Source organism: Tardiphaga sp. OK245, assembly GCF_900108575.1.
GTDB classification, from domain to species: domain Bacteria; phylum Pseudomonadota; class Alphaproteobacteria; order Rhizobiales; family Xanthobacteraceae; genus Tardiphaga; species Tardiphaga robiniae.
Genome location: NZ_FNWZ01000005.1, coordinates 252,492 through 277,483, shown reverse-complemented (window position 1 = coordinate 277,483; position 24,992 = coordinate 252,492). Strand labels below are relative to the sequence as shown.

Sequence of the window (24,992 nt, the reverse complement as noted above, 5' to 3'; positions counted from 1 at the left end):
GCCCAAGGGTGCAACGGGCACCCGGCGTTCCGCACGCCCTCTCACCAGAGGGTGGGAATGCAAGCGACGACGGCGCCCCCGCGCCGCAAACAATGGGGGCGATGACGCATGTCTGAAGAGTAGCGGCTGTTTGACAGTTGAATCTGAAATAACGTGACGCGCGAACGTCCAAACCAGACGCCGTCATGCCCGGCGCATGCCGGGTATCCACGCCTTGGCCACAAAAGAAGACGTGGATGGCCGGAACAAGTCCGGCCATGACGAACGAGAGAGTGATGCGTAGGATGGGTAGAGCACAGGCGCGTTTGCGCCGAAGCGAAACCCATCAAATGCAAGCCAGGAAAGCAACGGGTTTCGCGAAGACGCTCTACCCATCCTACGCGATCACAACAATCCCGTCTCTTCGCCCTCGGCCTTCTCGATCATCTCTTCCGTCACCACCACCTTGCGGCGGGGGACCAGAAAGATCATCGCGGCGGCGCAGCCGCAGGACAGCACGACGAGCGCGATGTTGAGCGGCACCGGCGTTGCGAAATGGCCGCCGAGCCAGGCGCCGAATTGCGAGCACAGCGAGCCCAGGCCCATCTGCAGGAAGCCCATCATGCCGGATGCCGTGCCCGCGGCCTGCGGACGAATGCTGAGCGCGCCGGCAGCGCCGTTCGACATCACGAAGGCATTGCCGAACATCACGATCATATGGGTGAGGAACAGCCAGGCCGGATTCTGGTTCAGCCCGGTGAGGCCCCAGACCACGTTGAGCATGGCGCCGCCGAATTGCAGCGCGAGGCCGAACCAGATCAGTTGTTCGATGGTCCGGCGCGGCGCGAAGCGCACGCAACACAGATTGCCGACGAGATAAGCAAGACCCGATGTCGCGAACCATGCGCCATATTCGGCCGAGGTACGGCTCATCTGCGTGACCACCACATAGGGACCGCCGCCGGCAAAGGTGAAGATGATCCAGGAGGCCACAACATAACAGAGCAGATAGCCGATGAAGGTCCGGCTGCGCAGCAGCACCCGGGAGTCGGCGATGAAGCCGCCGCCGGCCGCGTCGCTGGTAGCGCGCCGTCTTGTCTCCGGCAGAAAAAATGCAATCGCCAGCGTCACGACAACAGACGATGCCGTAACCACATAGAAGATCGCGCGCCATCCGAAGCCGGTTTCCAGGAGACCGCCGGCCAGCGGGCTCAGCATCTGCGCGATCATCATCACGGCGATGACGAGACTGATCATCGCGCCGACGCGTTCGCGCGGATAGAGATCCCTGATGATGGCGCGGCTCATCACCATGCCTGTTGCGCCGCCGAGCGCCTGAAAGAACCGTGCGGCGATCAGCTGCGGCAATGTGAGCGCAAAGCTACTGCCGATGCCGGCGATCACCATCAGGCCGAGACCGGCAAGCAGCACAGGCCTTCGGCCGAACTTGTCGGACAGCGGTCCCATGATGAGCTGCGAGAAAGCGAGGCCGACCATGTAGAGCGACACGGTCATCTGCGCGATCGAGATGTCGGCGTCGAAAGTGCGGGCGAGTTCGGGCAGCGCCGGCACCAGCATATAGAGCGAGATCGGCGCGATGCCGGTCATCACCACCAGCAACAGCAGCATCACCCGCGATTTGGAGAGGTCGACGGCGTCGACTTTTGGAAAAGGCGGGCTGTAATTCACGTGGTGGTTGTTCTCTCGCTATTGCGGCTGCGTCAGCGGCTCGGTCGCCGCTTCGAGCCAGACGCGCGTCGCTTCATCGTCGAGCAGCGGCATCACCTCGCGGCGGACGCGGGCGTGATAGTCGTTGATCCATTTCAGTTCGCGCTTGCTGATGCGATGCGTATTGATCAGCCGGCGGTCGATCGGCGCCAGCGTCAGCGTCTCGAATTCATTCATCGGCTGTTCGGCGCCCTCGATATGGGCTTCGACCACCAGTTCGAGATTCTCGATGCGAATGCCGAAGGCGTCGGTCTTGTAGTAGCCGGGCTCGTTGGAGAGGATCATGCCACGCTTGAGCGGCGTGGTGCCGAGCTTGGAGATCCGCGCCGGGCCTTCATGGACCGACAGATAGCTGCCGACGCCGTGGCCGGTGCCGTGGGCGAAATCAAGGCCGGCATGCCAGAGAAACTGCCGCGCCAGCGTATCGAGCTGAGCGCCGGTGGTGCCATCGGGAAACGCCGCGCGCGCAATGGCGATATGGCCGCGCAGCACGCGGGTGAAGCGGTCGCGCATTTCGTCGGTCGGCTCGCCGATGGCGATGGTGCGGGTGACGTCGGTGGTGCCGTCTTCGTATTGCGCGCCGGAATCGATCAGCAGCAGATCGCCCAGCGCGATACGGCGGTTGGTCTTGCGGGTGACGCGGTAATGCACGATGGCGCCGTTCGGCCCGGTGCCGGCAATGGTCGGAAACGAGACATCCTTCAGCGCGCCGGTCTGGCGGCGGAAGGTCTCCAGCGCCTCGACGGTGTCAATCTCGGTGAGCTTGCCCTTCGGCGCCTCGCGGTCGATCCAGGCGAGAAGGCGCGCGAGTGCCACAGCATCGCGGCGATGCGCGGTCTGCGTGCCCTTGATCTCGACCGGGTTCTTCACCGCCTTCAGCAGCGCGACGGGATCGGCGCCGCGCATGGGCTTGCCGCCCGCGGCTGTGATCAAGCGGCTCAGTGCATCGGCGGCGGTCGCATTGTCGAGCGCAATGGACGCGCCGGAGGCAGCGAGCTCTGTGAGCGCCGATGTCAGCGCATCCGGCTCCTGCACATCGGCCGAGACTTCCAGATGGTTGCGCGTGCTGTTGGAGAGCTTGCGGTGGTCGATGAAAATCTGCGGGCGGCCGTGTTTCGGCACCAGCGCATAGGACAGCGGCAGCGGCGTATGCGAGACATCCGCGCCGCGGATGTTGAAGGCCCAGGCGACGGCATGGGAATCCGACAGCACCAGCGCATCGACGCGCAGGCGCTCCATCTCGCCGCGGATCTGGGCGAGCTTGTCGGCCTCGGAAACGCCGGCATAGTTGAGCGGGTGAATCGATACCGCGCCGAGCGGCGGCGCCGGGCGCTCGGCCCACACCGAATCGAGCGGATTGCTGTCGACCGCGACGAGTTCGGCGCCGGCCTTGGCGCAGGCGGCCGCCAGCCGTTCGGCTGCCGCAGAAGTGTGCAGCCACGGATCAAATCCGAGGCGATCTTCGGGCTTCAGGTGATCGGCGAGCCAGGTCTCCGGCGGCGGCTCGACCAGCGACTGGATGCTCCACGCATTCACATCAACTTGTTTGGCCGCCTGCAGCGTATAGCGGCCGTCGACGAAGACGGCGGCTTCCTGCAGCAGCACGATCGCCATGCCGGCCGATCCGGTGAAGCCTGTGAGCCAGGCCAGCCGCTCGTCGGAGGGCGGCACATATTCGTTCTGCTGCTGATCTGCGCGGGGAATCACGAAGCCTGTCAGTTTCCGCCGCAGCAATTCCTCGCGAAATGCGGCCAGCCGCGCAGTCAGCGCCACGCCGCTTTCGGGCTCTTCGAACGTCTGGAAATGGGCTTCGAACATCGCGGGGATCATCCTATGGGTGCGCTGTCAGGCCTGCAATCGAGGGGCAGGGTTGCGCAGATTTGGCACAAGTTATGCTTGAAATCTGATGGTTGTGTTCAACCGGATGGAACAACGTCCCCCGGCTTGTGTTGTCGGTGCGATGCTTGGCCATTCAGAGTGTCTCAACTCAACGAAGAGGGGATACACAATGCCTGCTTTTACGTTCGAGAAAATTTCGCCACCCCCCACGCTTGGCCATTCCCAGCCTACCCAGGTGCAGTCCACCCAAACTCCGCCCAGTCAGCCAAATCAACGTAGCGGTATCATCCAGATTCTGGGCCGTTTCGTCGAAGCCCGCGTGACGCGCGTCGAGCGGCTGGAAAATGCAACGCTTCGTCGCCGCGACGTACCGCCTCCGAAGTAGCAACCCAACCGTCAGCTTTGGCCAGATCGCCCGTCGTTATTCCGGAGTTCGGAAAATGGCGAAAGGCGTGTCAGCCTGCGCGTTGCATCAACAGGCTGCTCCAGCCTTCGATGATCTGATGCTTGCGGAGCAGCAGCCCGCGGGCGCGATACGCGGCGATCACGCTCATCGCCTGATGCGGCAACAGGCCGGACAGGATCACCATTCCATTGCGCGTAAGATGTCGGCTCATGTCGGTCGACATCGCCCGCAGCGGGTTGGCGAGGATGTTCGCGAGGATCAGATCGAACGGCGCGCGATCGCCGAAAGCCGGCGAGGAAAAGCCGGTTGCGCAGACGGTATCGACGAGATTGCCGACGCCGTTGAGCCGCATGTTCTCGCGCGCCACCTTCACAGACATCGGGTCGATATCGGTCGCGAGCACGCGGCGTTTCGTGGCCTTCGCAGCAGCGATGGCCAGCACGCCTGTGCCGGTCCCCAGATCAAGCATGCGCTTCGGTGCCTTCGCGCGCAGCACATAATCGAGATAGATCAGGCAGCCGCGCGTGGTGCCGTGATGGCCGGTGCCGAAAGCGAGTGCGGCTTCGATCTCGATCCCGAGTTGATTGGGCCGTACTTGGTCCCGGTCATGCTGGCCATGGACGATGAAGCGGCCGGCGCGCACTGGCACCAGACCCTTGAGGCTCTCCTTGACCCAGTCCTTGGCCTCGATGCTGTCGAACACGATGCTCGCCGCCACGGTGTCATCCGAGGCAAGGCTGACGAGCTCGCGGATCGAGGTCTCGTCCGGCGGGTCGGCGAAATGCACGGTGACGTCCCAGCGGCCCTCGGGGCTCTCAAATGCAGCAATCGCGGCCTGGCCTTCCTCGAAACTCTCGGTGAGGAGATCGACGATGCGCTTGGCGCTGAATTCGTCGCCGACGGCGAAGGTGGCGCGGCTGGTTCCTTGGGGCGTGGTCATCGCGGGTCCGGGTGGCGTCGTGAACAGGGGCTGCACAGCTTAGGCGCGCTTGGTACAGGGTTTATACCGGCGGGGATACAGGGGCGATACAGTGGCGATACACAGGGTTATGAGCCGATTATACCGCTGTACTCCCGAGCTTCCGCACAGGCTTGTTCAGGACCCATCCACTGCCTATGCACAGGCTTATCCACAGGATGTCCTCAGCCGAACAGCGCCCGGTGGTCCCTGAGGATCGCCTTGGCCGCATTGTGGCCAGGCGCGCCCGTCACGCCGCCGCCGGGATGCGCGCCGGAGCCGCAGTGATAGAGCCCCTTCAGCGGCCCGCGATAATCCGCATGGCCGAGCATCGGCCGCGCCGAGAATAACTGGTTCAGGCTAAGCGCGCCGTGGAAGATGTCGCCGCCGAGCAGGCCGAAGTCGCGCTCCAGATCGAGCGGTGACAGCGCCTGCCGGCCGATGACGCTGGCGGCAAAGCCGGGTGCGTAGTCGTCCACCGTCTTGATCATCAGGTCCGCGACCTCGTTACGATGGTCATCCCACGATGCGCCGTTGGGGAGTGTCGGTGCAACATGCTGGCAAAAGAGACTGGCGACGTGCTGGCCCGGTGGGCTGAGGCTGTCATCAAGAGTGGAGGGGATCAGTACTTCCACAATCGGCTGGCGGCTCCAGCCGTGCTGCTTCGCATCGAGCCAGGCGCGATCCATGTAGGCGAGACTTGGCGCGATGATAATGCCGGCCGAGAGATGGTCGCCGTTGCCAGGCAGTGCGGTGAATGAGGGCAGCGTGCTCAGCGCAACATTCATGCGGAACGTGCCGGAGCCGTTGTGCCAGTTGCGGATGCGATCGAGGAACGGCTTAGGCAGCGCATCCACCGGCATCAGCCGTGTATAGAGCAGCTTCGGATTGACGTTGGAGGCGACATATTTCGCGCGGATACTCTCGCCATTGTCGAGGATGACGCCGACGACCTTGTCGTTCTCCACGAGCACTTCGCGCACGCCGTTGTCGAGTTCGATCTGCACGCCGTGCGAGCGTGCCGCGGCGGCCATGGCCTGCGTGATCGCGCCCATGCCGCCGATGGCGTGACCCCAGACGCCCTTCTTGCCGTTCACCTCGCCGAAGGCATGGTGCAGCATCACATAGGCCGAACCGGCGGCATAGGGGCTCGCATAGTTGCCGACCACGGCATCGAAGCCGAACAATGCCTTCACCAGATCATGCTCGAACACGTCGTCCAGCATCTCGCCGGCGGAGCAGGTGAACAGATCGAGCAATACGCGCTGCTGTTCGATGGTCAGTGCGTTGAGAATCTTCGCGGTGCCGAGCGCATTGATGGCTTCGCTGATCGCGCCGAGACCGAAACCTTGCACGACGTTCGGCGGTGAACGCAGCACGAAATCCCTGAGCACATCGGCGATGACTTCGAGCTCATGCGAGAACGCACCAATCCGCTCGGCATCGCGCGCGTTGAGCTTGGCAACCGACTGTTGCGTGCGGCCTTCGCCTGTCAGGAGATAGCTGCCGTCCGGTGCGGGAATGAAATTCTGCGCCTTGCGCTCGACGATCCGCAGGCCGTGTTCGGCGAGCTTCAGATCAGAGGCGATCTGCGGGTTGAGCAGGCTGACAGTGTAGGCCGCGACCGAATTGCGGAAGCCGGGATGAAACTCCTGCGTCACCGCGGCGCCGCCAACCACGGAACGTCTTTCGACCACCTTCACGCGCAACCCGCTCATGGCGAGATAGGCCGCGCAAGTGAGGCCGTTATGGCCGGCGCCGATGATCAAAACGTCGGTGTCTGACATGTCCGCTTCAACAAAGCCTGCTAGAGCGTTTTCTTGCGAAGTGGCGACCGGTTCGCATTAAGAAAACGCGTCAAACGAAAATAGGGCCCTCTTTATCGAAGAGGCGCGCGCGCGGCACAAGGCCGCCCGTCACGATTGTGGTTCCATAGTTAGCGCGCATTGCCCGAAACGGTGCCATATGCTCCATTCCCGCCCGCCGGTTACCGGCCGGATTCTCGCTTTTCTGCCGTGCAATATGCTGGAGCCTTCATGAGTTCGTCGCAGCCCGTCGCCGCCCCAAACTCGGCCTCCCGCAATCGGCTTCTTCTGGTGGTTTACACCGCGGCGATCTTCACCAGCGCGCTGCTGTTATTCTCGGTGCAGCCCCTGTTCACCAAGATGGTGCTGCCGCGGCTCGGTGGGTCGCCGGCGGTGTGGTCGGTGGCGATGGTGTTCTTCCAGTCGCTGCTGCTCGGCGGCTATGCCTATGCCCATTACCTGATGCAATTGCGAAGCCGGCTGGTGCCGATCGTCGTTCATCTCCTGTTGCTGGTTGTTGCGCTGCTGACGCTGCCGCTGTCCATCGCGTCGGGCTGGGGCACGCCGCCGGAGAGTGGCTATGCGTTCTGGCTACTCGGCCTGTTCGCGGTGTCCATCGGTCTGCCGTTCTTCGCGCTCGCCGCGAATAATCCGCTGCTGCAGGCATGGTTCGTGCGCACCGGCCATCCCAACGGTTACGATCCGTATTTCCTCTATGCGTCGTCGAATATCGGAAGCTTTCTCGCGCTGCTGACCTATCCGGTGCTGCTGGAGCCGATGTTTTCGCTGCGCACGCAGAACCTGATCTGGACGTCCGGCTATGGCCTACTGATCCTGCTGATCGCCGGCTGCGGCGTGTTGCTGCTGAAGTCGCCGCCGGTTGCCGTCGCTGCACCGGGGGCTGATGCCATCGACGCGCCGGCGCCGAGCTGGGCGCTGCGTGCCCGCTGGATCTTTCTCGCGGCTGTCCCATCCGGCCTGTTGATCGCGGTCACCGCGCATATCTCGACGGACGTCGCTGCGGCGCCGCTGCTCTGGGTGCTGCCGCTGTCGCTTTATCTGCTGACCTGGGTGCTGGTGTTCCAGTCGCGGCCGCTGCTGCCGCATGCGTGGATTCTCGTGCTGCAGCCACCGGCGATTGCCGGCGTCATTGTGTTGCTCGCGGTGGGTGGGGAACAGAATCTTCTGCTCACGCTCGGCGGTCATCTGCTGGCCTTCTTCGTCATCGCCATGGCGTGCCATGGTGAATTGGCTCGGCAGCGTCCTGCAGCCCGCTATCTCACGGGCTACTATGTAGCGTTGTCGTTCGGTGGCATGGTCGGTGGCCTGTTCGCCGGGTTGATCGCGCCGTTCACATTCTCATGGATCGCGGAATATCCGATCCTGATCGCATTTGCCGTGCTGTGCCGGCCGTCATTGCCGGAGCGGTATTCCGGCTGGGCGCGCTGGTACTGGATCGCGCTCGTGGTTGCCGCAATCGCATTGATCGTGCCGAGCTACACAACCAGCAAGCTGTTCACGTGGATCGATACCCAACGTGTCTATGTCGTCAGCACCGTTGCCGTTGTCGGCATAATCGCGGCGATCCTGCGGGCTGACCGGTTCAAGCTCCTGGCGATCACTGTCCTCGCTCTGGCGCTGATCCGTTTCTACCCGGCCGACGATGGCCGGGTCGAAACCGTGCGTAGTTTCTTCGGCGTGCACAAGATCGTGGTGACGCCGAACAACCAGTATCACGTGCTGATGCATGGCACGACGATCCATGGCGCCGAGAAATATCTCAATGACGATGGCACGCCGGTGACTGGCCGGCCGGAGCCGATCTCCTATTATTACAAGGACGGCGGCATCGGGCAGGCGATCACTGCGGTGCGTGCGCGCAAGGGTGCGCCACTGCGCGTTGCGGTGATCGGGCTAGGTTCGGGGTCGCTGACCTGCGCGTCGGCGCCGGGCGAGGACTGGAAATTCTTCGAGATCGATCAGTCGATGGTCGATACCGCAAGGGATCCGAAATATTTCAGCTACATCCAGAAGTGTGAGCCGGACGTTAAACCGGTGATCGGCGATGCAAGGCTGACTTTTGCGAAAGAGCCTGACGGCGTCTACGACCTCATCATCGTTGATGCCTATTCGTCGGACGCGATCCCGATCCATCTGGCGACCGAGGAGGCGATGGAGATCTACAAAGAAAAGCTCGCCCCGCAGGGCGCCGTCGTCATGCATGTGTCGAATCGGCATCTTGAACTCGCCAGCGTCGTGGTCGGCATCGCCGATGCCAATGACATGAAGAGCTGGGTCTATTCGGAGGATTCCGGCCGCGACAACGAATACATCTTCTCGACCAACGTGGTCATCTCGGCCCATGACGCCGCCGATGTCGGCTCCATCGCGACGTCATCGCAATGGGCCCTGACCGAGGCGAACGACGATCAGCGAGTCTGGACCGACGACTATTCCAACGTGCTCGGCGCCGTGTGGCGCCGGCTACGGGACGGGGATAACTGAAGCGTTTTCAAGCGAAGTGGACGCCGGCCCGCGTCAGGAAAACGCGTCACACATCTTCGCTCAGTAATCGCCGAAGAAGCCGCGTGGCTGATACGGTCGCGGGGCATAGGCCTGCGGCGGGTATTGCCGGCTGTAATAGCCGCGATTGGCGTAATACTGCTGGGTCTCGGCTTCCGTCATGCGGCGATAGCCGGGAGGGGCCGGATAACGCTGACCGTCATTGCCATCGGCCGGATAGATGTAACGATCGTCATCCGCCGGCTGCACCTGACGCGCGACGCGGCGGCCCGGCGCCACGGCCTGCGGAGTGAGATCCATGGGATTGCCGGCGGCGTCATAGGACGGTGTGGCGGGTGCGATGTCGCGGCGGGCGACGGCAGATGGCTTCGCCGGGCGCGGATTGCGGGCGAGGGCGACCTGCGAGGAGCCCGTCAGCGTGACGGTGGCGTTGAGCACCCCGTCGGCCTTCACCATGGCGAACAGGGTCGCAGCATTCTCACGCGACAGCCGCACGCAGCCATGGGAGGCCGGCGAGCCCAGGCGGCTCACGGAATCGGTGCCGTGGATGGCATGGCCCTTCTTGGTGAAGAAGATGGCATGGGGCATTGGCGCGTCGTCGAATTCCTTGGAGAAGTGATCCTCCTCCATGCGGAATGTCTGGAAGCTGCCATTCGGGGTCTCGTAGGAGGGAATGCCTGACGAGACCGGCCAGCGATATTTCTCGACGCCGTCCTGAACGACGGTCAGCTGCTGGGCATCCTTGTCGACGGTGATGGCAATCTTGGCCTGCGCAGTGCTGGTGGCGGCGAAAACGGCGAGACCCGCAAGGGTCATATAAAACGAACGCATCTTACCTTGGCCTCCGGGCCGTAACCTGTTGTACCGCCTACCGTCCCGCACCCAATATGCATATCGGGCGGCCCGCGTGCCAGTGACAGTTTCGTGCATCCTTAATGTTCGGGCTAGGCGGCACCAAGGCGGCGAACGGGCCGAAAGACGGCTCGGGACGTCGGTGCCGGTGCGCGATAGGAAGCTTCTCATGGAGGCAGATGGAACCGGTTCCTAGGTCGCGCGTTGCCCTCCCACAATCGCAAGCGGCGAATTCTCGTCGCTCAGAGGGAAGCTCCAGATGACCGTTAAGACCGCTGTGTTGCCGATCAGTTCGTCGATGAAGACCCGCCTGGCGTTCGCCGCGGGCGTGCTGGCTCTGGTCGCCATGCCGCATTTTGCGCAGGCGCAGGGCGTATTCCGGGGTGGTGAGCAGGGGGCCAACCAAGGTTACCGTGACGGCAATCGCGCCGCCGGACCAGTCGGCGGTGTGGTCGGTGGCGCAGTTGGCCTTGGCGTCGGCGCGGCCGTGGGCGGCGTCAAGGGCGTGCTGGGAATTCCCGAAGGCCGGCGGACACAGTGCCGCGGCTATTACAACCGCCATGGCAAATTCCGCTGCTATCGCTAAGCGGATATTGATTTGAAATAAAAATGGCCCGGTTCAAACCGGGCCATTTTTGTTATCAGCGATTTCAGTTTTTCAGCTTGTAGCCGGTCTTGAAAATCCACCAGACGACCAACATGCAGATCACCAGGAACATGCAGGTTACGCCGATGCTCCAGCCGACGCTGACGTCGGAGATCTCGTAGAAGCTCCAGCGGAAGCCGCTGATCAGATACACGACCGGATTGAGCAGCGTGACGGTCCGCCAACCCGACGGCAGCATGCTGACGGAGTAGAAGCTACCGCCCAGGAAGGTTAGCGGCGTCACCACTAGCAGCGGGATCGCCTGCAGTTTCTCGAAGCCGTCGGCCCAGATGCCGATGATGAAGCCGAACAGGCTGAACGTCACTGCCGTCAGCACCAGGAAGGTCAGCATCCACCACGGATGCAGGATGTGCAGCGGCACGAACAGTCCGGCGGTGGCCAGAATGATCAGGCCCAGCAGGATCGACTTGGTCGCAGCAGCACCGACATAGCCGAGCACGACTTCGACGTAAGACACCGGCGCCGACAGCAATTCATAGATCGTACCGGTGAATTTGGGGAAGTAGATGCCGAACGAGGCGTTGGAAATGCTCTGCGTGAGTACCGACAGCATCACGAGACCAGGCACGATGAAGGTGCCGTAGCTGACGCCCTCGATGGAGGTGATGCGCGAGCCGATCGCGGCGCCAAACACCACGAAATACAGCGAGGTGGAAATCACCGGCGAAACGATGCTCTGCAGCACGGTGCGCCAGGTGCGCGCCATTTCGAACAGATAGATGGCGCGGACAGCTCTGAAGTTCATGTTACTTCCTCACCAGGCTGACGAAGATGTCTTCGAGCGAGCTCTGTGTGGTGTCGAGATCGGAGAAGCGGATGCCGGATTCGCGGAGATCGCCAAGCAGGCTGGTGATCCCGGTGCGCTCGCTCTTGGTGTCGTAGCTGTAGATCAGCTGATGGCCGTCCGCTGCCAGTTCGAGGTTGTAGTGAGCCAGGCTGGTTGGAATCTCCGTGACCTTGCCTTGCAGATACAGCTTGAGCTGCTTCTTGCCGAGCTGCTCCATCAGCTTGGTCTTTTCCTCGATCAGGATGATCTCGCCTTTGTTGATGACGCCGATGCGGTCGGCCATCTCCTCGGCTTCTTCAATGTAATGCGTGGTGAGGATGACCGTGACGCCGGCAGCGCGCAGCGTGCGCACGACTTCCCACATGCCCTTGCGCAATTCGACGTCGACGCCGGCGGTGGGCTCGTCGAGGAACAGGATTTGCGGCTCGTGCGACAGCGCCTTGGCGATCATCACGCGGCGCTTCATGCCGCCGGACAGCGTGATGATCTTGTTGTCCTTCTTGTCCCACAGCGAGAGGTCTTTCAGGATTTTTTCGATCAGCGCCGGGTTCTTCGGTTTGCCGAACAGGCCGCGGCTGAAACTGACCGTGGCCCAAACCGATTCGAAGGCGTCGGTGTGCAGTTCCTGCGGCACCAGCCCGATCAGCGACCGCGCCGCGCGATAGTCCCGGGCGATGTCGTGACCATCGACCATGACCTTGCCGGAGGTGGCATTGGCGATGCCACAGATGATGCTGATCATCGTCGTCTTGCCAGCGCCGTTCGGCCCCAGCAGCGCGAAGATCTCGCCGCGGTTGATGTCGAGGTCGATACCCTTCAGGGCCGTAAAGCCCGAGGCATAGCTCTTGGTCAGATTGGAAACGGAAATGATGGGGGACATCGGCGATATGATCGTTTGAAAAGGGGAAGGCAGAGGACCGGACGGTCATACCGGGACGCACGAACGGCGCAGCCGAAACGGCTTTGTCGGGCGCGGGGTGCGTACATAGGAATGAAGATGCGCCGGCGCAATCGCGGAACAGGCAATTTTAGGGCTATTCTGCGGCGTGCGCTCGTGCATGAAACTCGACAAGCGCCACCATATGGGCGCCGATTTCGTCAGCGAGCGTCGGGTCATTTTTTAATTCGGTCAGGGTTCGCGGGGAGGGCAATGTTCGCCCGTCTTCCTCTATACTTTCAGCATATAGCTGGAGGGCTTCCGGTGCGTTGCGCAGCGCCTCGTCAATGTCGTCGCCCGCAGACGTGCAGCCGGGCAGGTCAGGAAACCAGACGCCCACTGCGAGATCCGGTCCCGCTTCTTCGATGATGGCGATGTAATGAGCCATGATGACCCTCAATCAGGCTTCCATCCTGCGCCTTTATAAATGGCACGAACCAGGCCCTTTCCCAAGTCTTTCTTGGGATGCGGAACAACGAGTGTGTCCCCGGTGTCCGGATGTTTGAAAACATGATGCGAGCCGGCGACGCGGGTCTCAATCCAACCTTCGCGCTCAAGACGTCGAATGATATCGCGGCTGTTTGTCAGCATGCCCGCTTCCCCCGAAGAAAGCGTAGTGCGGAAACGCGCGGACGGCTAGCTATCCCGTCGCCTCATAGTCGATCTCGACGATCGTGCCACCGTCGGCTGCATCGGCGAATGTGGGGTCGCTGCTCAATTGCTCGATGGTGCGCGGAGTCGGCAGACCTGCCGAGCCGTCCGGATTGCGCCAGTCCTCCGCGGCATATTCCAGCGTCTCTTCCGCTTCCGCGATGGCCTCATCCAGGCTGTCGCCCGCGGTGACGACGCCGGGAAAATCCGGAAACGAGACGTTGAAGGTGCCGCTGGCGTTTTCCCGGATCAGCGCGATATAGGTAGGCATGACATCTAATTCTCTTGTGTTACTTTAAGCCGGAATCGATTTTCGGCTTCGATAATCTCGCATCTTACAAGCAGAAGAGCAGAATATCCGATCGCGCCGCTTCTGCTCGTGACCGATTCGGAACCATGAACTACACACTTTGCATTGCTGCGCTTCAAATCGACCAGCCATAAACTCTACGGCTTCTGCCACCAGCGCGGCCCCCAACGAGCCATAGCGGAGTGAAGAGGTAAACTTCTGTTGTTTCTGATCGAAATCGATCTCAAGTGATAAAGAGTCCTTGAGATATCGATTGACGTGGTCTCGAATTGAAATTGCCGCTGGCGCAATAAGGTCTGGACTCTTCATTGCTCTAAGCGCGTCATCGTCTTCGGAGGAGAATCCTCTGATCGCTATAGCGGGCTTCGTTTGAACATTTCCAAGTCGCGGGCCCCACGTTTCCCGTACGACGTCGTCTGATTCCCATTCGATGAAACGACTCAGATAGTCAGTATTTGCTGCCTTGATCGCTGGGAAGTAGCCGTAAATTCGGCGAAGTACATTCAGCAGATGATGAAATTCACCCTCCGCCTCAACGGTGCACATAAATACTTTAGGGTCTCGCCCGGTGAGAAACCATCTTTCTTTTGCTGTGCCCAGCAAGCCAAACTTGTTTGAAAAGTCGATCCATGAGTTTGGCGAAGTAGCATTTTTCAGAAGATTCAAAGAAATGAGATCGTCGCTTTGGAATGGCCGAACGGCGACATGCGAGGGCTCGCTGTTTCGCGCATTCAGATAGGCCTGGTGCCCAACGATATACAGTCCGGATTTTGGAGGTCTTTTCTCTCCACGATATTCCGTCGTTCGTATACTAAGCTGGCTCACCTTATCTGGAGCTTTTTCAAATTTCTCGTCACCCCAATTTCTATTGGGTTTGATGAAGGATACCCGCCGGCTACTTGGTGACACGAAGGCAACCCGATATCCATTAGGATCTTTGAACCACTCGAATTGCTTCAACGATTCCATGCGTTACCGATAAGTTACGTTGACTGGTAACGATACTATAGATGAAATGCGGATCAGATCCAGAATCATCTATTAGGCGAATCGATCAATCGCCTCCTCAGATGCGACGTAGCTCAATGGAGAGAGCCTCTGCTTTCTACTGAAATTCAGCCTGGCCGTTGAAAAGTAAGGGCAGAGAGATGCGGGTTCAAGTCCCGTCGTCGCCACCAAATTTAGACTGCACAATTTGTCGTGCGCTAGCTATTCGTCACGCGCGCTCGACGAAACTGTCGACGACCTTCTTCTCACCGGCCTTCTCGAAGACGATGGTGAGCTTGTTGCCGTCGATCTTGGTCACATTGCCGTAGCCGAACTTCTGGTGGAAGACGCGATCCTGCAGCGTGAAGTCGGACTCCGTGCCGGTGGACTTCGCGATCAACTCGCCCTCGATAGTCATCGGCCGCTTGTTTCGCGATGAAGAAGAGCCGCCGAAAGGCGACTGGCCTTCGCTGAAGCCGCTGCCGCCCTGTCCGCCGCGCGAGCGGTTGGCCTGCGCGCGCTGCCAGCCCGGTGTCGAATAGCTCGATCCGAACGATTCCACGTTGTCGAAGCGTGATGCGCCGTAGCCGCCTGCGCCGCCCCAGCCCGAACCGCCCTTTGATTCCGTGATCTCGACATTGGCCGCCGGCAATTCATCGAGGAAACGCGACGGCATCGTCGTGTTCCAGGTGCCGTGAATGCGCCGGTTGGTGGCGAAATAGAGTTTGGCGCGGCGGCGCGCGCGGGTGATGCCGACATGGGCGAGGCGGCGTTCTTCCTCGAGCCCGGCGCGGCCCTGATCGTCGAGCGCGCGCTGATGCGGGAACAGGCCTTCTTCCCAGCCCGGTAGAAAGACGTTGTCGAATTCGAGCCCCTTGGCCGAATGCAGTGTCATCACCGACACGGCATCCTCGTCGGCGCCGCCTTCGCGGTCCATCACCAGCGAGATGTGTTCGAGGAAGCCCTGCAGGTTCTCGAACTCTTCCATCGAGCGCACGAGTTCCTTGAGGTTTTCAAGTCGGCCGGCAGCGTCGGCGGAGCGGTCCTTCTGCCACATGTCGGTGTAACCGCTTTCGTCGAGCACGATCTCGGCGAGTTCGGTATGCGGCATCACTTCGCTTTGCTTGCGCCAGCGCTCGAAGCTCATCATCAGGTCGCGCAGGCTGCCACGCGCCTTCGGCTTCATCTCGTCGGTCTCGACGACCTGACGGGCAGCCTCAGAGAGCGGAATGCGGCGACGACGTGCGTGATCGTGCAGCATCTGCACGGTGGCATCGCCGAGGCCGCGCTTGGGCACATTGACGATGCGCTCGAAGGCGAGATCGTCGGCCGGCGAATTGATCACGCGCAGATAGGCCAGTGCGTCGCGGATTTCGGCGCGCTCATAGAAGCGCGGGCCGCCGATGACCCGATAGGGCAGGCCGAGCGTGACGAAGCGGTCTTCAAACTCGCGCATCTGGAACGAGGCGCGCACCAAAATGGCGATGTCGTTGAGCTTGTTGCCCTCGCGCTGCAGCTGTTCGATCTCTTCGCCGATGGCGCGCGCTTCTTCTTCGGAATCCCACGAACCGGTGACGGTGACCTTCTCGCCATCGACGTCCTCGGTGCGTAGCGTCTTGCCGAGGCGGCCTTCGTTATGCGCAATCAGATGCGAGGCGGCGGCGAGGATGTGGCCTGTCGAGCGGTAGTTGCGCTCCAGCCGGACGACCTTGGCGCCGGGAAAATCATGTTCGAAGCGAAGGATGTTGTCGACCTCGGCACCGCGCCAGCCATAGATCGACTGATCGTCGTCGCCGACGCAGCAGATGTTCTTGAGCGGTGCGGTCGGTTTGTTGTCTGCTGATGGCGCGTCCGCTTCCGGCAGCACACGCTGCCCCGGCGCCTGCGACAGCAGCCGCAGCCACAGATACTGCGCGACGTTGGTGTCCTGATATTCGTCGACGAGGATATATTTGAAGCGCTGCTGATACTGTTTCAGCACGTCCGGATGCTCGCGGAACAGCCGGATACATTCCAGCAGGAGGTCGCCGAAATCCGCGGCGTTGAGGGTCTTCAACCGATCCTGATAGGCGGCATAGAGCTTGCCGCCCTTGCCATTGCCGAACACGGCGGCTTCGCCTGACGGCACCTGCGATGGCGTCAGTCCGCGGTTCTTCCAGCCGTCGATCAGGTTGGCCAGCATTCGCGCCGGCCAGCGCTTGTCGTCAATATTGTCAGCCTGCAGGAGCTGCTTGAGCAGTCTGATCTGGTCATCGGTGTCGAGCACCGTGAAGTTGGATTTCAGCTGCACCAGTTCGGCATGGGTGCGCAGGATGCGGCCACCGATCGAGTGGAAGGTGCCGAGCCACGGCATGCCTTCAACCGCCTGGCCGAGCATGATGCCGAGCCGGTGCTTCATCTCGCGCGCGGCCTTGTTGGTGAAGGTCACCGACAGGATTTCACCGGGCCGCGCACGGCCCATGCTGAGGATGTGGGCGATCCGCGAGGTCAGAACCTTGGTCTTGCCGGTGCCGGCACCCGCGAGCACCAGGACAGGGCCGTCGAGCGTCTCGACGGCGTCGCGCTGCTCCGGATTGAGCCCGCTCAGATACTGTGCCGCTGGCGCCGCAGCAGCGCGCGCACGCGCGCCAATGCCGCCCGCCGCCGGTTGGTAGGCAGGGAGATCGTTGGCGGGCATTTTGCGTGCGTCACTCATGCGAATCGTATTCCGCCCACGTTGGCACCGTGGGGCCTTAAAGGGGAGCCTTCTTAGCAGGATAGGAGGGCATATAGGAGCGAGAGGCTTCTGGCGACAGACTTATCCCCGCATGGGGCTCATCTGACGCCCGTTGGCACACAGGAGCGCTCTCGTTTCAGTGATGCTGGCTGGTACGTGGGTCGGGAACTTTCGTTCTTGCTCCGGCTTGTTTCAGCATCAAGCGCGACGGCGAATGCCGCGTCAAACACCAAAAACTGAGGTTTGTGCCATGTTCAGCTGGGTCGTTACTTTCCTCGTCATTGCTCTCATTGCCGGCGTTCTCGGCTTCGGTGGTGTCGCCGGCGCCTCCATCGAAATCGCCAAGGCGATCTTCTTCATCGCCATCGTCCTGTTCCTGATCTCGGCCGTTGTGGGCCTCGTCCGCGGCCGCACGCGCGTCTGACGGCTATTTCTTCGAGGGCATCCCGATCGATCGGCCGATGCCCTCCGGCCGCTCTGCGGAGTGATGTGCTTTGGCCAGCGCCTGCACGCGGGCGCTGATATCAGGCGGAAACGGCGCAACCTTCCGGGCGGCCATGTCCATGTGGAGCGTCATGTTTTCCGACGTCGCCGACAGCCATCCATCGGTGGCGTGGCGCAACTCCTTGAAGGTGTGAATGCGCTTGTCGTCCGCAGCGACAACCAGGATCGACACCTGCGCGGGATCACCGAGATGGATTTCCCTGACATAGCGAACATGGCATTCGGCCGTGAAGGTCGAGTTGTTGCGCGCCTTCATATATTCGGGACCGATCCCGATCTTGAGCCATAGATCGTCGATCGCCCGGTCGAACAGCACGTTGTAATAGGCCATGTTGAGATGGCCATTATAATCGATCCATTGCGGTTCGATCTGCATGACATGCGCCCGGAAAGGGATGGGTTGCAGCAGATCGTCGGTTGGCTCAATCATCGGTAATTCCTGTCTCGCTCTCACGTCTCTTGACCCGTTATACAACCTTTGCCACGGTCCCGCCGCGTCGGAGGGACTGCTGTGGCTAGCATTGCGAACAATTTGAAACGACCGGAGCCGAAGGCCTTGGCCACGGCGCTTGAAGCGCTGACGGCGCGTTTTGGCAATCGGCTGGTGACGTCGCAGGCGGTTCGCGAGCAGCATGGCCATACCACGACATGGCTTGCCAACCAGCCGCCGGATGGCGTCGTGTTCGCGCAGGAAACCGCGGATATCCAGGACGTGGTCCGGATTTGTGCAGCGAACAAAGTTCCGGTGATCGCATTCGGCACCGGCACGTCGCTGGAAGGTCAGGTCAATGCGCCGGCAGGCGGCATCTGCATCGACATGCGCGACATGAACAATATCCTCGAAGTGCACAGCGAAGACCTCGACTGCGTGATTCAGCCCGGCGTCACCCGCAAGGCGCTCAACGAAAATCTGCGCGATCAGGGCCTGTTCTTCCCGATTGATCCCGGCGCCGATGCGTCGCTTGGCGGCATGGCGTCGACGCGCGCCTCCGGCACCAACGCAGTGCGTTACGGGACGATGCGCGACAACGTGCTCGCGCTCAAGGTCGTGCGCGCCGATGGTGAGATCATCAAGACCGGCACCCGCGCGAAGAAATCCTCGGCGGGCTACGACCTGACGCATCTGTTTGTCGGTGCTGAGGGCACACTGGGTATCATCAGCGAGCTGACCATCAAGCTGCGTGGCATTCCTGAAACCATGGCTGCCGCGTCATGTTCGTTCGCCACGGTGGCAGGTGCCTGTCAGGCGACGATTCTCGCGATTCAGACCGGCATTCCCGTTGCTCGGATCGAACTGCTGAACGAGGCGCAGGTTCGTGCCTGTAATTCCTATTCCAAGCTGACGCTGCCGGAAACGCCGCTGCTGCTGCTGGAATTCCATGGCAGCGAGGCCGAAGTGGCCGAGCAGTCGCGAAATTTTCACGAGATCGCACTGGAATGTGGCGGTGGCGATTTCTCATGGACGACGAAGCCGGAGGATCGCACCAAGCTCTGGCAGGCCCGTCACGATGCCTATTGGTCGGTGAAGAGCATGCGACCGGGCTCCGATGTCGCGGCCACCGACGTTTGCGTGCCGATTTCCAAACTCGCGGAATGTGTCGCTGCGACCGAAGAGGATCTCGCACGCCTCGGCCTGTTGGCGCCCATCGTCGGCCACGTCGGCGATGGCAACTTTCATTGCTCGATGGTCTGCGATCGCAATGACGCCAATGAGGTCGCCCGCGCGGAGGACTTCATGCACCGCCTCGCCCAGCGCGCGCAGGCGATGGGGGGCACTTGCACGGGTGAACATGGCATCGGGCAAGGCAAGCAAAAGTATATGCAGGCCGAACTGGGCAGTGAGGCGCTCGACGCCATGCGGGCGCTCAAGAAGGCACTCGATCCCGACAATATCTTCAATCCCGGGAAAATCCTGCCGCAGGCGTGACGCCAGATTGCCGCATCCGGTCAGGCCGAATGCGGACGGGAAAATTCGGCAGCAGCGGCAATGCTTAACTATTCTTAAAAAGTTTAAAGTTGTAGATATAATTATATACCAGCATGGATTGCGCTTTTCGGTTACGGAAGGTGCAATCAAAAAGCTTTGACGCAGAATGCGTCCAATAAAAAAGGCATCATCCGATGCGGCTACCGTTTTTCTATGGTTGGGTCATCGTCGCCGTCACGTTCGTTTCCATGGCCATCGGGGTCAATGCGCGGACATCGTTCTCGCTGTTCTTCCCGCCAATTCTCCAGGAATTCGGCTGGGACCGTGGCGTCACCGCCGGTGCCTTTTCATTCGGCTTCCTGATTTCTGCGATCATGAGCCCGCTGATGGGCAGGCTGATGGATCGTGGCGGCCCTCGCGCGGTGATGGAGTTTGGCACCGTGCTGATGGCAGCCGGGTTGTTGCTGGCGCCGCTGACGACGCAGCCGTGGCATCTCTACCTGACCATCGGCGTTCTGGTCGGCGCAGGCAGCGTCTGCCTCGGCTATTCCGGACAATCGCTGTTTCTGCCGAACTGGTTCAGCCGCAAGCGCGGCCTCGCGGTCGGCCTCGCATTCGCCGGCGTCGGCATCGGTTCCGTAACGGTGCTGCCCTGGGTGCAGGTGATGATCGAGCAGACCGGCTGGCGCACCGCCTGCACCGCCGTGGGGCTCCTGGTGCTGGTTGTACTGGTGCCGATCAACCTGCTGCTGCGCAAGCGCCCGCAGGATATGGGGCTGCTGCCGGATGGCGATCCGGCACCGACGTCGTCGACGAAGCATATATCCAATGTGGTCGACCCGGTCTGGGCCAGTATCGACTGGACGCTGGCGCGCGCCGTGCGCACGACGCGGTTCTGGTGGCTCGCACTCGGCCTGTTCGGCGGGCTGTATGCCTGGTACGCGGTTCAGGTCCATCAAACCAAGTATCTGCTCGACATCGGCTTCACGCCGGGTGTCGCCGCCTGGGCGCTCGGTATGGTCAGTCTGTTCGGTGTGCCCGGCCAGATATTTCTGGGCCATTTGTCCGATCGCATCGGCCGCGAATGGATCTGGACCGTCAGCGGTATTGGTTTCGCAATCTGCTTTGCGTCCCTGATTGCACTGGAGTCCGTGCCGAGTCTGGCGCTCGTCTATGTTATGGTGATCTCGCAGGGCCTGCTGGGCTACGGCGTGACATCCATCATGGGCGCCGTGGTTTCCGAGATTTTCCAGGGCGAGCATTTCGGCAGCATTTTCGGCACACTCATGCTGGCTGCGCTGGCCGGCGGCGCCGCGGGCCCCTTGGTGACGGGTGTCCTGCACGACCACTTTGGTACCTATACGCCCGCATTTGCCCTTGGAATCGCAGTCAGCTTCCTCGCGACCTTTGCGGTCTGGATGGCGTCGCCAGGCAAGGTAAGGGCGGTGGCCGGACGTTTGCACCGCGCCCATGGCGCCGCAAAACCGCTGGAGCAGGGTGCTTCGACTTGATCGAAGCCGGGCGATTTGCCGCAAGCGGATGGCGAGGGATGGCTGATCTGGCCATATATTGCGTGCTGTGACTTCGCCACAGTTGGTTCTATAAATAGATGCGTTCCCGCGTATTTCTGCGTGGCCCTGCAACGTCTGTAAGGCGTATTGCCCAGTGACGTGCTGCAATGCACTTTGCCTGGCAGGCAGGCGGACATTCTGCCGGAGCGCTTGAGGGGAGATTCGGTGCAGACGACACTGCTCGGCCTGGCAATTGCATTTATCCTGGCGCTGGTTGCTGCTCTGGTCGGGCCCTATTTCGTCGACTGGAATCAGTTCCGCCCGCAATTCGAGGCTGAAGCCACGCGCGTGGTCGGTGCGCCCGTTCGCGTCAGCGGCGGGCTGGAGGCGCGGCTGCTGCCGGCGCCGTCGCTACGGCTGCAGTCGATCACGGTGGGCAGTCCCAACGATCTCGGCAGGATCCGTGCAGACAATCTCGATGTGGAATTCAGCCTGAGTTCGTTGATGCGCGGCGAATGGCGCGCAACAGAACTCACCATCGGCGGCGCCGCGGTCGATCTCGGCCTCAATGCGCAGGGGCGTATCGAACTTCCGGCTTCCACCGGGCCATTCAATCTTGGCGCGCTGGCGATAGACCGGTTGAACGTCACCGGTCGCGTCGCGCTCCATGATGCTGCGAGCAAGAGCACGCTCGAACTCTACGACGTCGCCTTCAGCGGCGATGTCCGCTCATTGGCGGCCGGCGCCATGCGCGGTGATGGCAATTTCCTGTTGTCGGGCGCGCGCTATCCGTTCCGTTTGTCCTCCGGGCCGACCGGTGACGGCAATGGCACGCGCGTTCGTTTTACTGTCGACCCCGGCGAGAAGCCCTTGTCCGTCGATCTCGATGGCGTGCTCAACTTCGACAATCGCACGCCACGCTTCGACGGCGCACTGACTCTCGCAAGCCCGGCCGGCCTGAAGGCGAATGGCGCGGGCGATCAACTGTCAACGCCGTGGCGCGTCTTCGCCAAGGTCAAGGCCGACCCGGCGGCTGCACATATGGAAGCGCTTGAAGCCAGCTATGGCGCGGAAGAGACCGCTTTCAGGTTCGCTGGTCTTGCTGACATGCGCTTTGGCACATCGCCACTGCTGCATGCGGTGCTGTCGGCCAAGCAGCTCGATGCCGATCGCCTGCTCTCCAGGGATCAAACGACCAACGATGCCGTCACACCGTTGCCGGTGCTACGCAGGCTGCTGGCGAGCATTCCGTCTGCGCCTTTGGCGACACAGATCGAGATCGGCGTAGAGCAGATCATGCTCGGCGGAAAGCCTGTGCAGAATATCGGGGCGGATCTGCGCGGTGATCCAGCGACATGGACGATCGATCGTCTTGAGTTTCGTGCGCCAGGCGCGACCCGCGTCACGTTGAGCGGCGGAGCAGCACAGCCAGGTGCATCAGGTGGCTTCAAGGGGGCCATCGCGGTCGAGTCGTCCGATCCGGATACGCTTGCTGCATGGCTCAAGGGCCGAACAGACGTCGGCTTGCGCAATCAGAAGCCGCTACGCATTCGCGGCAACATCACTTCGGTGTCCAATCGCTTGGCCATCGAGGCACTGAAGGCGGAGATCGACGGGGGTACGATCGAAGGTCGTGCTGCATATTCGTATTCCTCGGCTGCTGGCGGCTCCCGCTTCGATGCCGACCTGAAGGCCGACCGGCTCGATCTCGACGCAGCGGTGGCTTTGATCCGATCGCTTGGCGAGCCGCAGGCCGAGTGGCCAGATGCAGGGCAGGTGTCACTCGATATCGGCCGTGCTGTGTCAGCCGGGCAGGAGATGCGCCCGTTCGTGGCGCAACTGGCCTACAGCCCAAAGACGATCTCGGTCGATCGCTTCAAAGTCGGTGAAGCCACCGGCCTGATGCTCGACGGCCGCGCGTCGTTCGATCGCATGGAAGCCACGGGCGGACTGACAATCAACGCCACGTCCGCATCGATGAGTCAGATCAGCAACTTGCTCACGCCGCTGGCGCCGTCTGTTGCGGCGAGGCTCAGCGCCATGACCGCGACGCCCGGCGCGGTTCGAGTCAAACTGTCGCTCGATCTGGCAAAGGATCAACAACGCGCCGATCGCACAAATGCGCGCGCCGTATTCGATATCGATGCGGCGCAGGTGAAGGGGACGACGACGTTGACCGCATCTGCTCCCCTAGCGGCGATGCGTGGCGTCGACCTCAATGAGCTGTCGCGCAGCGATGTGACACTCGAGTCTAAATTGGTCGGGCAGGGCGGGCAACTTCTCGCATTGTTGGGCCTGAGTAACGTGATCGCCGCAAGCGACGCCGTTGTGAATTTCGAAGGATCGGCAAAAGGACAATGGCGCGCGCCGCTGCGCGTCACGGCAAAACTGTCCGGCGCGGATGTCGATGCCGATGTTCAGGGTAGTGCAGAACCTTGGGCGGGATCACCGAAAGCATCGCTCGCGCTTGCGATACGTCGCGCCAATCTGGCGCCGCTGGTCGCTCTCAAGCCGTCGGATGCGGCCGCGCAGAATGTCAGCCTGTCATCGCGGCTCACATTGAACGGCGACAAGGTTACGTTGGAGGATATCGACAGCACACTGGCTGGCTCACGCGTGCGCGGCCGTATTGCGCTGACGCTCGGTGCCGAGAAAGCCATCGATGGTCAGATCGGCATGGATGCGATCGAACTTGGACCGGCCTTTGGTCTCGCTGTGGGCACGAGAGGTCGCGACGCCACGGATCCGCTCGGGCATGGTGTGCTGCAGGGATGGCGCGGGCAGTTGGCCTTTCAGGCGCTGCGCGGGACATTGCCTGGCGGTGTTGAATTGCGTCCCATCAGTGGCACTGTGAAGAGTGATGGCCAGGCCCTGACGATCGATACGATCAAAGGGTCTGTCGGTGGCGGCGAGATCACGGCCGATGTCGATCTGAAGCCATCGATCAGCGGATATGCGCTCGGCGCCCGCGTGCAATTCGCCGGAATCGATGGCGCTGATTTGCGCTATCGTTCCCTGACAATGCCCGCGGGCAAAACATCGCTGCGGATGACGCTGGCCAGTCAGGGGCGCAGTGTCTCGGCTCTGGAAGGCGCATTGTCCGGCAGTGGATTGCTGACGATCGACGGGGCGCGCATCAATGGCCTCGATCCACGTGCGTTCGACATTGCCATTCGCGCCAGCGATTCTGGGCAGGCCACGAATGACGTCAAGTTGCGTCAGATCGTCGATACCGCGATCGCCGCCGGTGCATTGTCCGTAACTTCGGTGCAGGTCCCGTTCAGTATCAAGGATAGCCGCCTGCGCGTTGGTGCGACGACGCTCGATGGCGAAGGAGGGCGTGCGATCGTGTCAGGAGGTTACGACATCGTTGCCGACCAGGTGGATATGCGCGCGACATTGACCGGCACGAGCGCGGGGACGTCGAGCGTTCGACCGGAAGTTCAGATCTTCGCGGTGGGAACGCCTGACAAGCTTGATCGCACGCTAGATGTGGCGGCGTTATCATCCTGGCTCGCAGTGCGCGCAATCGATCGCGAGACGCGCCGGCTTGATTCGCTTGAACGCGGTGAGTTGCCACCGGCGGCTGTGCCCGTTGCCGTTCCTCCGCCGTCCGCCTCGCTGCCCGTCGACACGCAGACGCCTGCGAGCGATCCACCGACAGCCTCTGCGCCCTCCGATGTGCTTCTTCCCGGTCGCGATCCGCGCCGTCTTGCACCGAAGGCTGCTACGCCTCGTCCTGCGACACCGCCTGTTGCAAGTCAGCAGGTTGCGCCGCTGCCAGCACCCATTGAAGTTCGTCCGGCACCTGGTGCTGCGCGCACACCAAGGCCGAGGCCTGCGCCTCCGCTAGTACTGACACCGCCGACCGCGAGTTCAGCGCGGCCGACGTTCTGACGATGACT

At 61.7% G+C, this 24,992-nt stretch carries 19 protein-coding genes; 6 read left to right on the top strand and 13 right to left on the bottom strand.

Translation table 11 applies throughout. The features are described from left to right. Nucleotides 1-384 precede the first annotated feature (384 nt). The 4 genes from BLW80_RS24385 to BLW80_RS24370 all read right to left on the bottom strand — a co-directional run bounded on the left by BLW80_RS24385 (nucleotide 385) and on the right by BLW80_RS24370 (nucleotide 6,697). A complete protein-coding gene (locus tag BLW80_RS24385; RefSeq protein WP_093760496.1) occupies nucleotides 385-1,608 on the bottom strand; it encodes a multidrug effflux MFS transporter in 1,224 nt (407 codons plus the stop codon). A 78-nt stretch (nucleotides 1,609-1,686) separates the two neighbouring features. Further along, complete coding sequence (locus BLW80_RS24380) at nucleotides 1,687-3,525, bottom strand: aminopeptidase P family protein (RefSeq protein ID WP_093761133.1); 1,839 nt, start codon at nucleotides 3,523-3,525, stop codon at nucleotides 1,687-1,689. A 476-nt stretch (nucleotides 3,526-4,001) separates the two neighbouring features. After that, nucleotides 4,002-4,892 carry a 50S ribosomal protein L11 methyltransferase gene (locus BLW80_RS24375; RefSeq protein WP_093760494.1) on the bottom strand — a complete coding sequence of 297 codons (891 nt, stop codon included), beginning with the start codon at nucleotides 4,890-4,892 and terminating at the stop codon, nucleotides 4,002-4,004. Between the two features lie 203 nt (nucleotides 4,893-5,095). Then, nucleotides 5,096-6,697, bottom strand: a complete 1,602-nt coding sequence (locus BLW80_RS24370) for a phytoene desaturase family protein (RefSeq protein ID WP_093760492.1) — start codon at nucleotides 6,695-6,697, stop codon at nucleotides 5,096-5,098. Nucleotides 6,698-6,946: 249 nt separating this feature from the next. Here BLW80_RS24370 and BLW80_RS24365 point away from each other — a divergent pair, with 249 nt between their 5' ends. Next, nucleotides 6,947-9,220 (top strand): spermidine synthase, encoded by a 2,274-nt coding sequence (locus BLW80_RS24365; protein WP_093760490.1) that lies wholly within the window; start codon nucleotides 6,947-6,949, stop codon nucleotides 9,218-9,220. A 60-nt stretch (nucleotides 9,221-9,280) separates the two neighbouring features. Here BLW80_RS24365 and BLW80_RS24360 read toward each other — a convergent pair whose 3' ends face one another. Then, entirely contained in the window at nucleotides 9,281-10,069 is a 789-nt protein-coding gene (locus tag BLW80_RS24360; protein ID WP_093760488.1) for a L,D-transpeptidase, read from the bottom strand. Between the two features lie 280 nt (nucleotides 10,070-10,349). Between BLW80_RS24360 and BLW80_RS24355 the strand changes: the two genes are divergently transcribed. Next, nucleotides 10,350-10,676, top strand: a complete 327-nt coding sequence (locus BLW80_RS24355) for a hypothetical protein (RefSeq protein WP_089268246.1) — start codon at nucleotides 10,350-10,352, stop codon at nucleotides 10,674-10,676. Between the two features lie 64 nt (nucleotides 10,677-10,740). Here BLW80_RS24355 and BLW80_RS24350 read toward each other — a convergent pair whose 3' ends face one another. The 7 genes from BLW80_RS24350 to BLW80_RS24320 form a co-directional block, all read right to left on the bottom strand. Next, complete coding sequence (locus BLW80_RS24350) at nucleotides 10,741-11,502, bottom strand: ABC transporter permease (RefSeq protein WP_093760486.1); 762 nt, start codon at nucleotides 11,500-11,502, stop codon at nucleotides 10,741-10,743. Nucleotide 11,503: 1 nt separating this feature from the next. Then, entirely contained in the window at nucleotides 11,504-12,424 is a 921-nt protein-coding gene (locus BLW80_RS24345) for an ABC transporter ATP-binding protein (protein ID WP_093760484.1), read from the bottom strand. 154 nt (nucleotides 12,425-12,578) lie between these two features. Beyond that, entirely contained in the window at nucleotides 12,579-12,869 is a 291-nt protein-coding gene (locus BLW80_RS24340; RefSeq protein WP_093761131.1) for a type II toxin-antitoxin system HicB family antitoxin, read from the bottom strand. An 8-nt stretch (nucleotides 12,870-12,877) separates the two neighbouring features. After that, the gene (locus BLW80_RS24335; RefSeq protein ID WP_093760482.1) at nucleotides 12,878-13,072 is read right to left on the bottom strand and encodes a type II toxin-antitoxin system HicA family toxin; all 195 of its coding nucleotides are present in this window, start codon (nucleotides 13,070-13,072) and stop codon (nucleotides 12,878-12,880) included. 49 nt (nucleotides 13,073-13,121) lie between these two features. Then, on the bottom strand, nucleotides 13,122-13,403 hold the full coding sequence (locus tag BLW80_RS24330; RefSeq protein WP_093760480.1) for a type II toxin-antitoxin system HicB family antitoxin: 282 nt from the start codon (nucleotides 13,401-13,403) through the stop codon (nucleotides 13,122-13,124). A gap of 24 nt (nucleotides 13,404-13,427) precedes the next feature. Beyond that, nucleotides 13,428-14,411, bottom strand: a complete 984-nt coding sequence (locus BLW80_RS30030; RefSeq protein WP_139285919.1) for a hypothetical protein — start codon at nucleotides 14,409-14,411, stop codon at nucleotides 13,428-13,430. Between the two features lie 247 nt (nucleotides 14,412-14,658). Then, nucleotides 14,659-17,124: an ATP-dependent helicase gene (locus BLW80_RS24320; protein WP_093760478.1), complete on the bottom strand. Its 2,466-nt coding sequence runs from the start codon at nucleotides 17,122-17,124 to the stop codon at nucleotides 14,659-14,661. 271 nt (nucleotides 17,125-17,395) lie between these two features. Between BLW80_RS24320 and BLW80_RS24315 the strand changes: the two genes are divergently transcribed. Continuing rightward, nucleotides 17,396-17,569, top strand: a complete 174-nt coding sequence (locus BLW80_RS24315; RefSeq protein ID WP_089268250.1) for a DUF1328 domain-containing protein — start codon at nucleotides 17,396-17,398, stop codon at nucleotides 17,567-17,569. Nucleotides 17,570-17,572: 3 nt separating this feature from the next. Here BLW80_RS24315 and BLW80_RS24310 read toward each other — a convergent pair whose 3' ends face one another. Next, nucleotides 17,573-18,079, bottom strand: a complete 507-nt coding sequence (locus tag BLW80_RS24310) for a thioesterase family protein (protein WP_093760476.1) — start codon at nucleotides 18,077-18,079, stop codon at nucleotides 17,573-17,575. Nucleotides 18,080-18,160: 81 nt separating this feature from the next. Here BLW80_RS24310 and BLW80_RS24305 point away from each other — a divergent pair, with 81 nt between their 5' ends. The 3 genes from BLW80_RS24305 to BLW80_RS24295 all read left to right on the top strand — a co-directional run bounded on the left by BLW80_RS24305 (nucleotide 18,161) and on the right by BLW80_RS24295 (nucleotide 24,984). Then, nucleotides 18,161-19,576: an FAD-binding oxidoreductase gene (locus BLW80_RS24305; protein ID WP_093760474.1), complete on the top strand. Its 1,416-nt coding sequence runs from the start codon at nucleotides 18,161-18,163 to the stop codon at nucleotides 19,574-19,576. Between the two features lie 194 nt (nucleotides 19,577-19,770). Beyond that, complete coding sequence (locus BLW80_RS24300; protein ID WP_093760473.1) at nucleotides 19,771-21,087, top strand: MFS transporter; 1,317 nt, start codon at nucleotides 19,771-19,773, stop codon at nucleotides 21,085-21,087. Nucleotides 21,088-21,312: 225 nt separating this feature from the next. Then, entirely contained in the window at nucleotides 21,313-24,984 is a 3,672-nt protein-coding gene (locus tag BLW80_RS24295) for an AsmA family protein (protein WP_093760471.1), read from the top strand. Nucleotides 24,985-24,992 lie beyond the last annotated feature (8 nt).

Coding starts and splice junctions, on each gene's coding strand:
- BLW80_RS24385 (WP_093760496.1), bottom strand. CDS start 1,608: ATGCTGCTGTTGCTGGTGGTGATGACCGGCATCGCGCCGATCTCGCTC.
- BLW80_RS24380 (WP_093761133.1), bottom strand. CDS start 3,525: ATGTTCGAAGCCCATTTCCAGACGTTCGAAGAGCCCGAAAGCGGCGTG.
- BLW80_RS24375 (WP_093760494.1), bottom strand. CDS start 4,892: ATGACCACGCCCCAAGGAACCAGCCGCGCCACCTTCGCCGTCGGCGAC.
- BLW80_RS24370 (WP_093760492.1), bottom strand. CDS start 6,697: ATGTCAGACACCGACGTTTTGATCATCGGCGCCGGCCATAACGGCCTC.
- BLW80_RS24365 (WP_093760490.1), top strand. CDS start 6,947: ATGAGTTCGTCGCAGCCCGTCGCCGCCCCAAACTCGGCCTCCCGCAAT.
- BLW80_RS24360 (WP_093760488.1), bottom strand. CDS start 10,069: ATGCGTTCGTTTTATATGACCCTTGCGGGTCTCGCCGTTTTCGCCGCC.
- BLW80_RS24355 (WP_089268246.1), top strand. CDS start 10,350: ATGACCGTTAAGACCGCTGTGTTGCCGATCAGTTCGTCGATGAAGACC.
- BLW80_RS24350 (WP_093760486.1), bottom strand. CDS start 11,502: ATGAACTTCAGAGCTGTCCGCGCCATCTATCTGTTCGAAATGGCGCGC.
- BLW80_RS24345 (WP_093760484.1), bottom strand. CDS start 12,424: ATGTCCCCCATCATTTCCGTTTCCAATCTGACCAAGAGCTATGCCTCG.
- BLW80_RS24340 (WP_093761131.1), bottom strand. CDS start 12,869: ATGGCTCATTACATCGCCATCATCGAAGAAGCGGGACCGGATCTCGCA.
- BLW80_RS24335 (WP_093760482.1), bottom strand. CDS start 13,072: ATGCTGACAAACAGCCGCGATATCATTCGACGTCTTGAGCGCGAAGGT.
- BLW80_RS24330 (WP_093760480.1), bottom strand. CDS start 13,403: ATGCCTACCTATATCGCGCTGATCCGGGAAAACGCCAGCGGCACCTTC.
- BLW80_RS30030 (WP_139285919.1), bottom strand. CDS start 14,411: ATGGAATCGTTGAAGCAATTCGAGTGGTTCAAAGATCCTAATGGATAT.
- BLW80_RS24320 (WP_093760478.1), bottom strand. CDS start 17,124: ATGAGTGACGCACGCAAAATGCCCGCCAACGATCTCCCTGCCTACCAA.
- BLW80_RS24315 (WP_089268250.1), top strand. CDS start 17,396: ATGTTCAGCTGGGTCGTTACTTTCCTCGTCATTGCTCTCATTGCCGGC.
- BLW80_RS24310 (WP_093760476.1), bottom strand. CDS start 18,079: ATGATTGAGCCAACCGACGATCTGCTGCAACCCATCCCTTTCCGGGCG.
- BLW80_RS24300 (WP_093760473.1), top strand. CDS start 19,771: ATGCGGCTACCGTTTTTCTATGGTTGGGTCATCGTCGCCGTCACGTTC.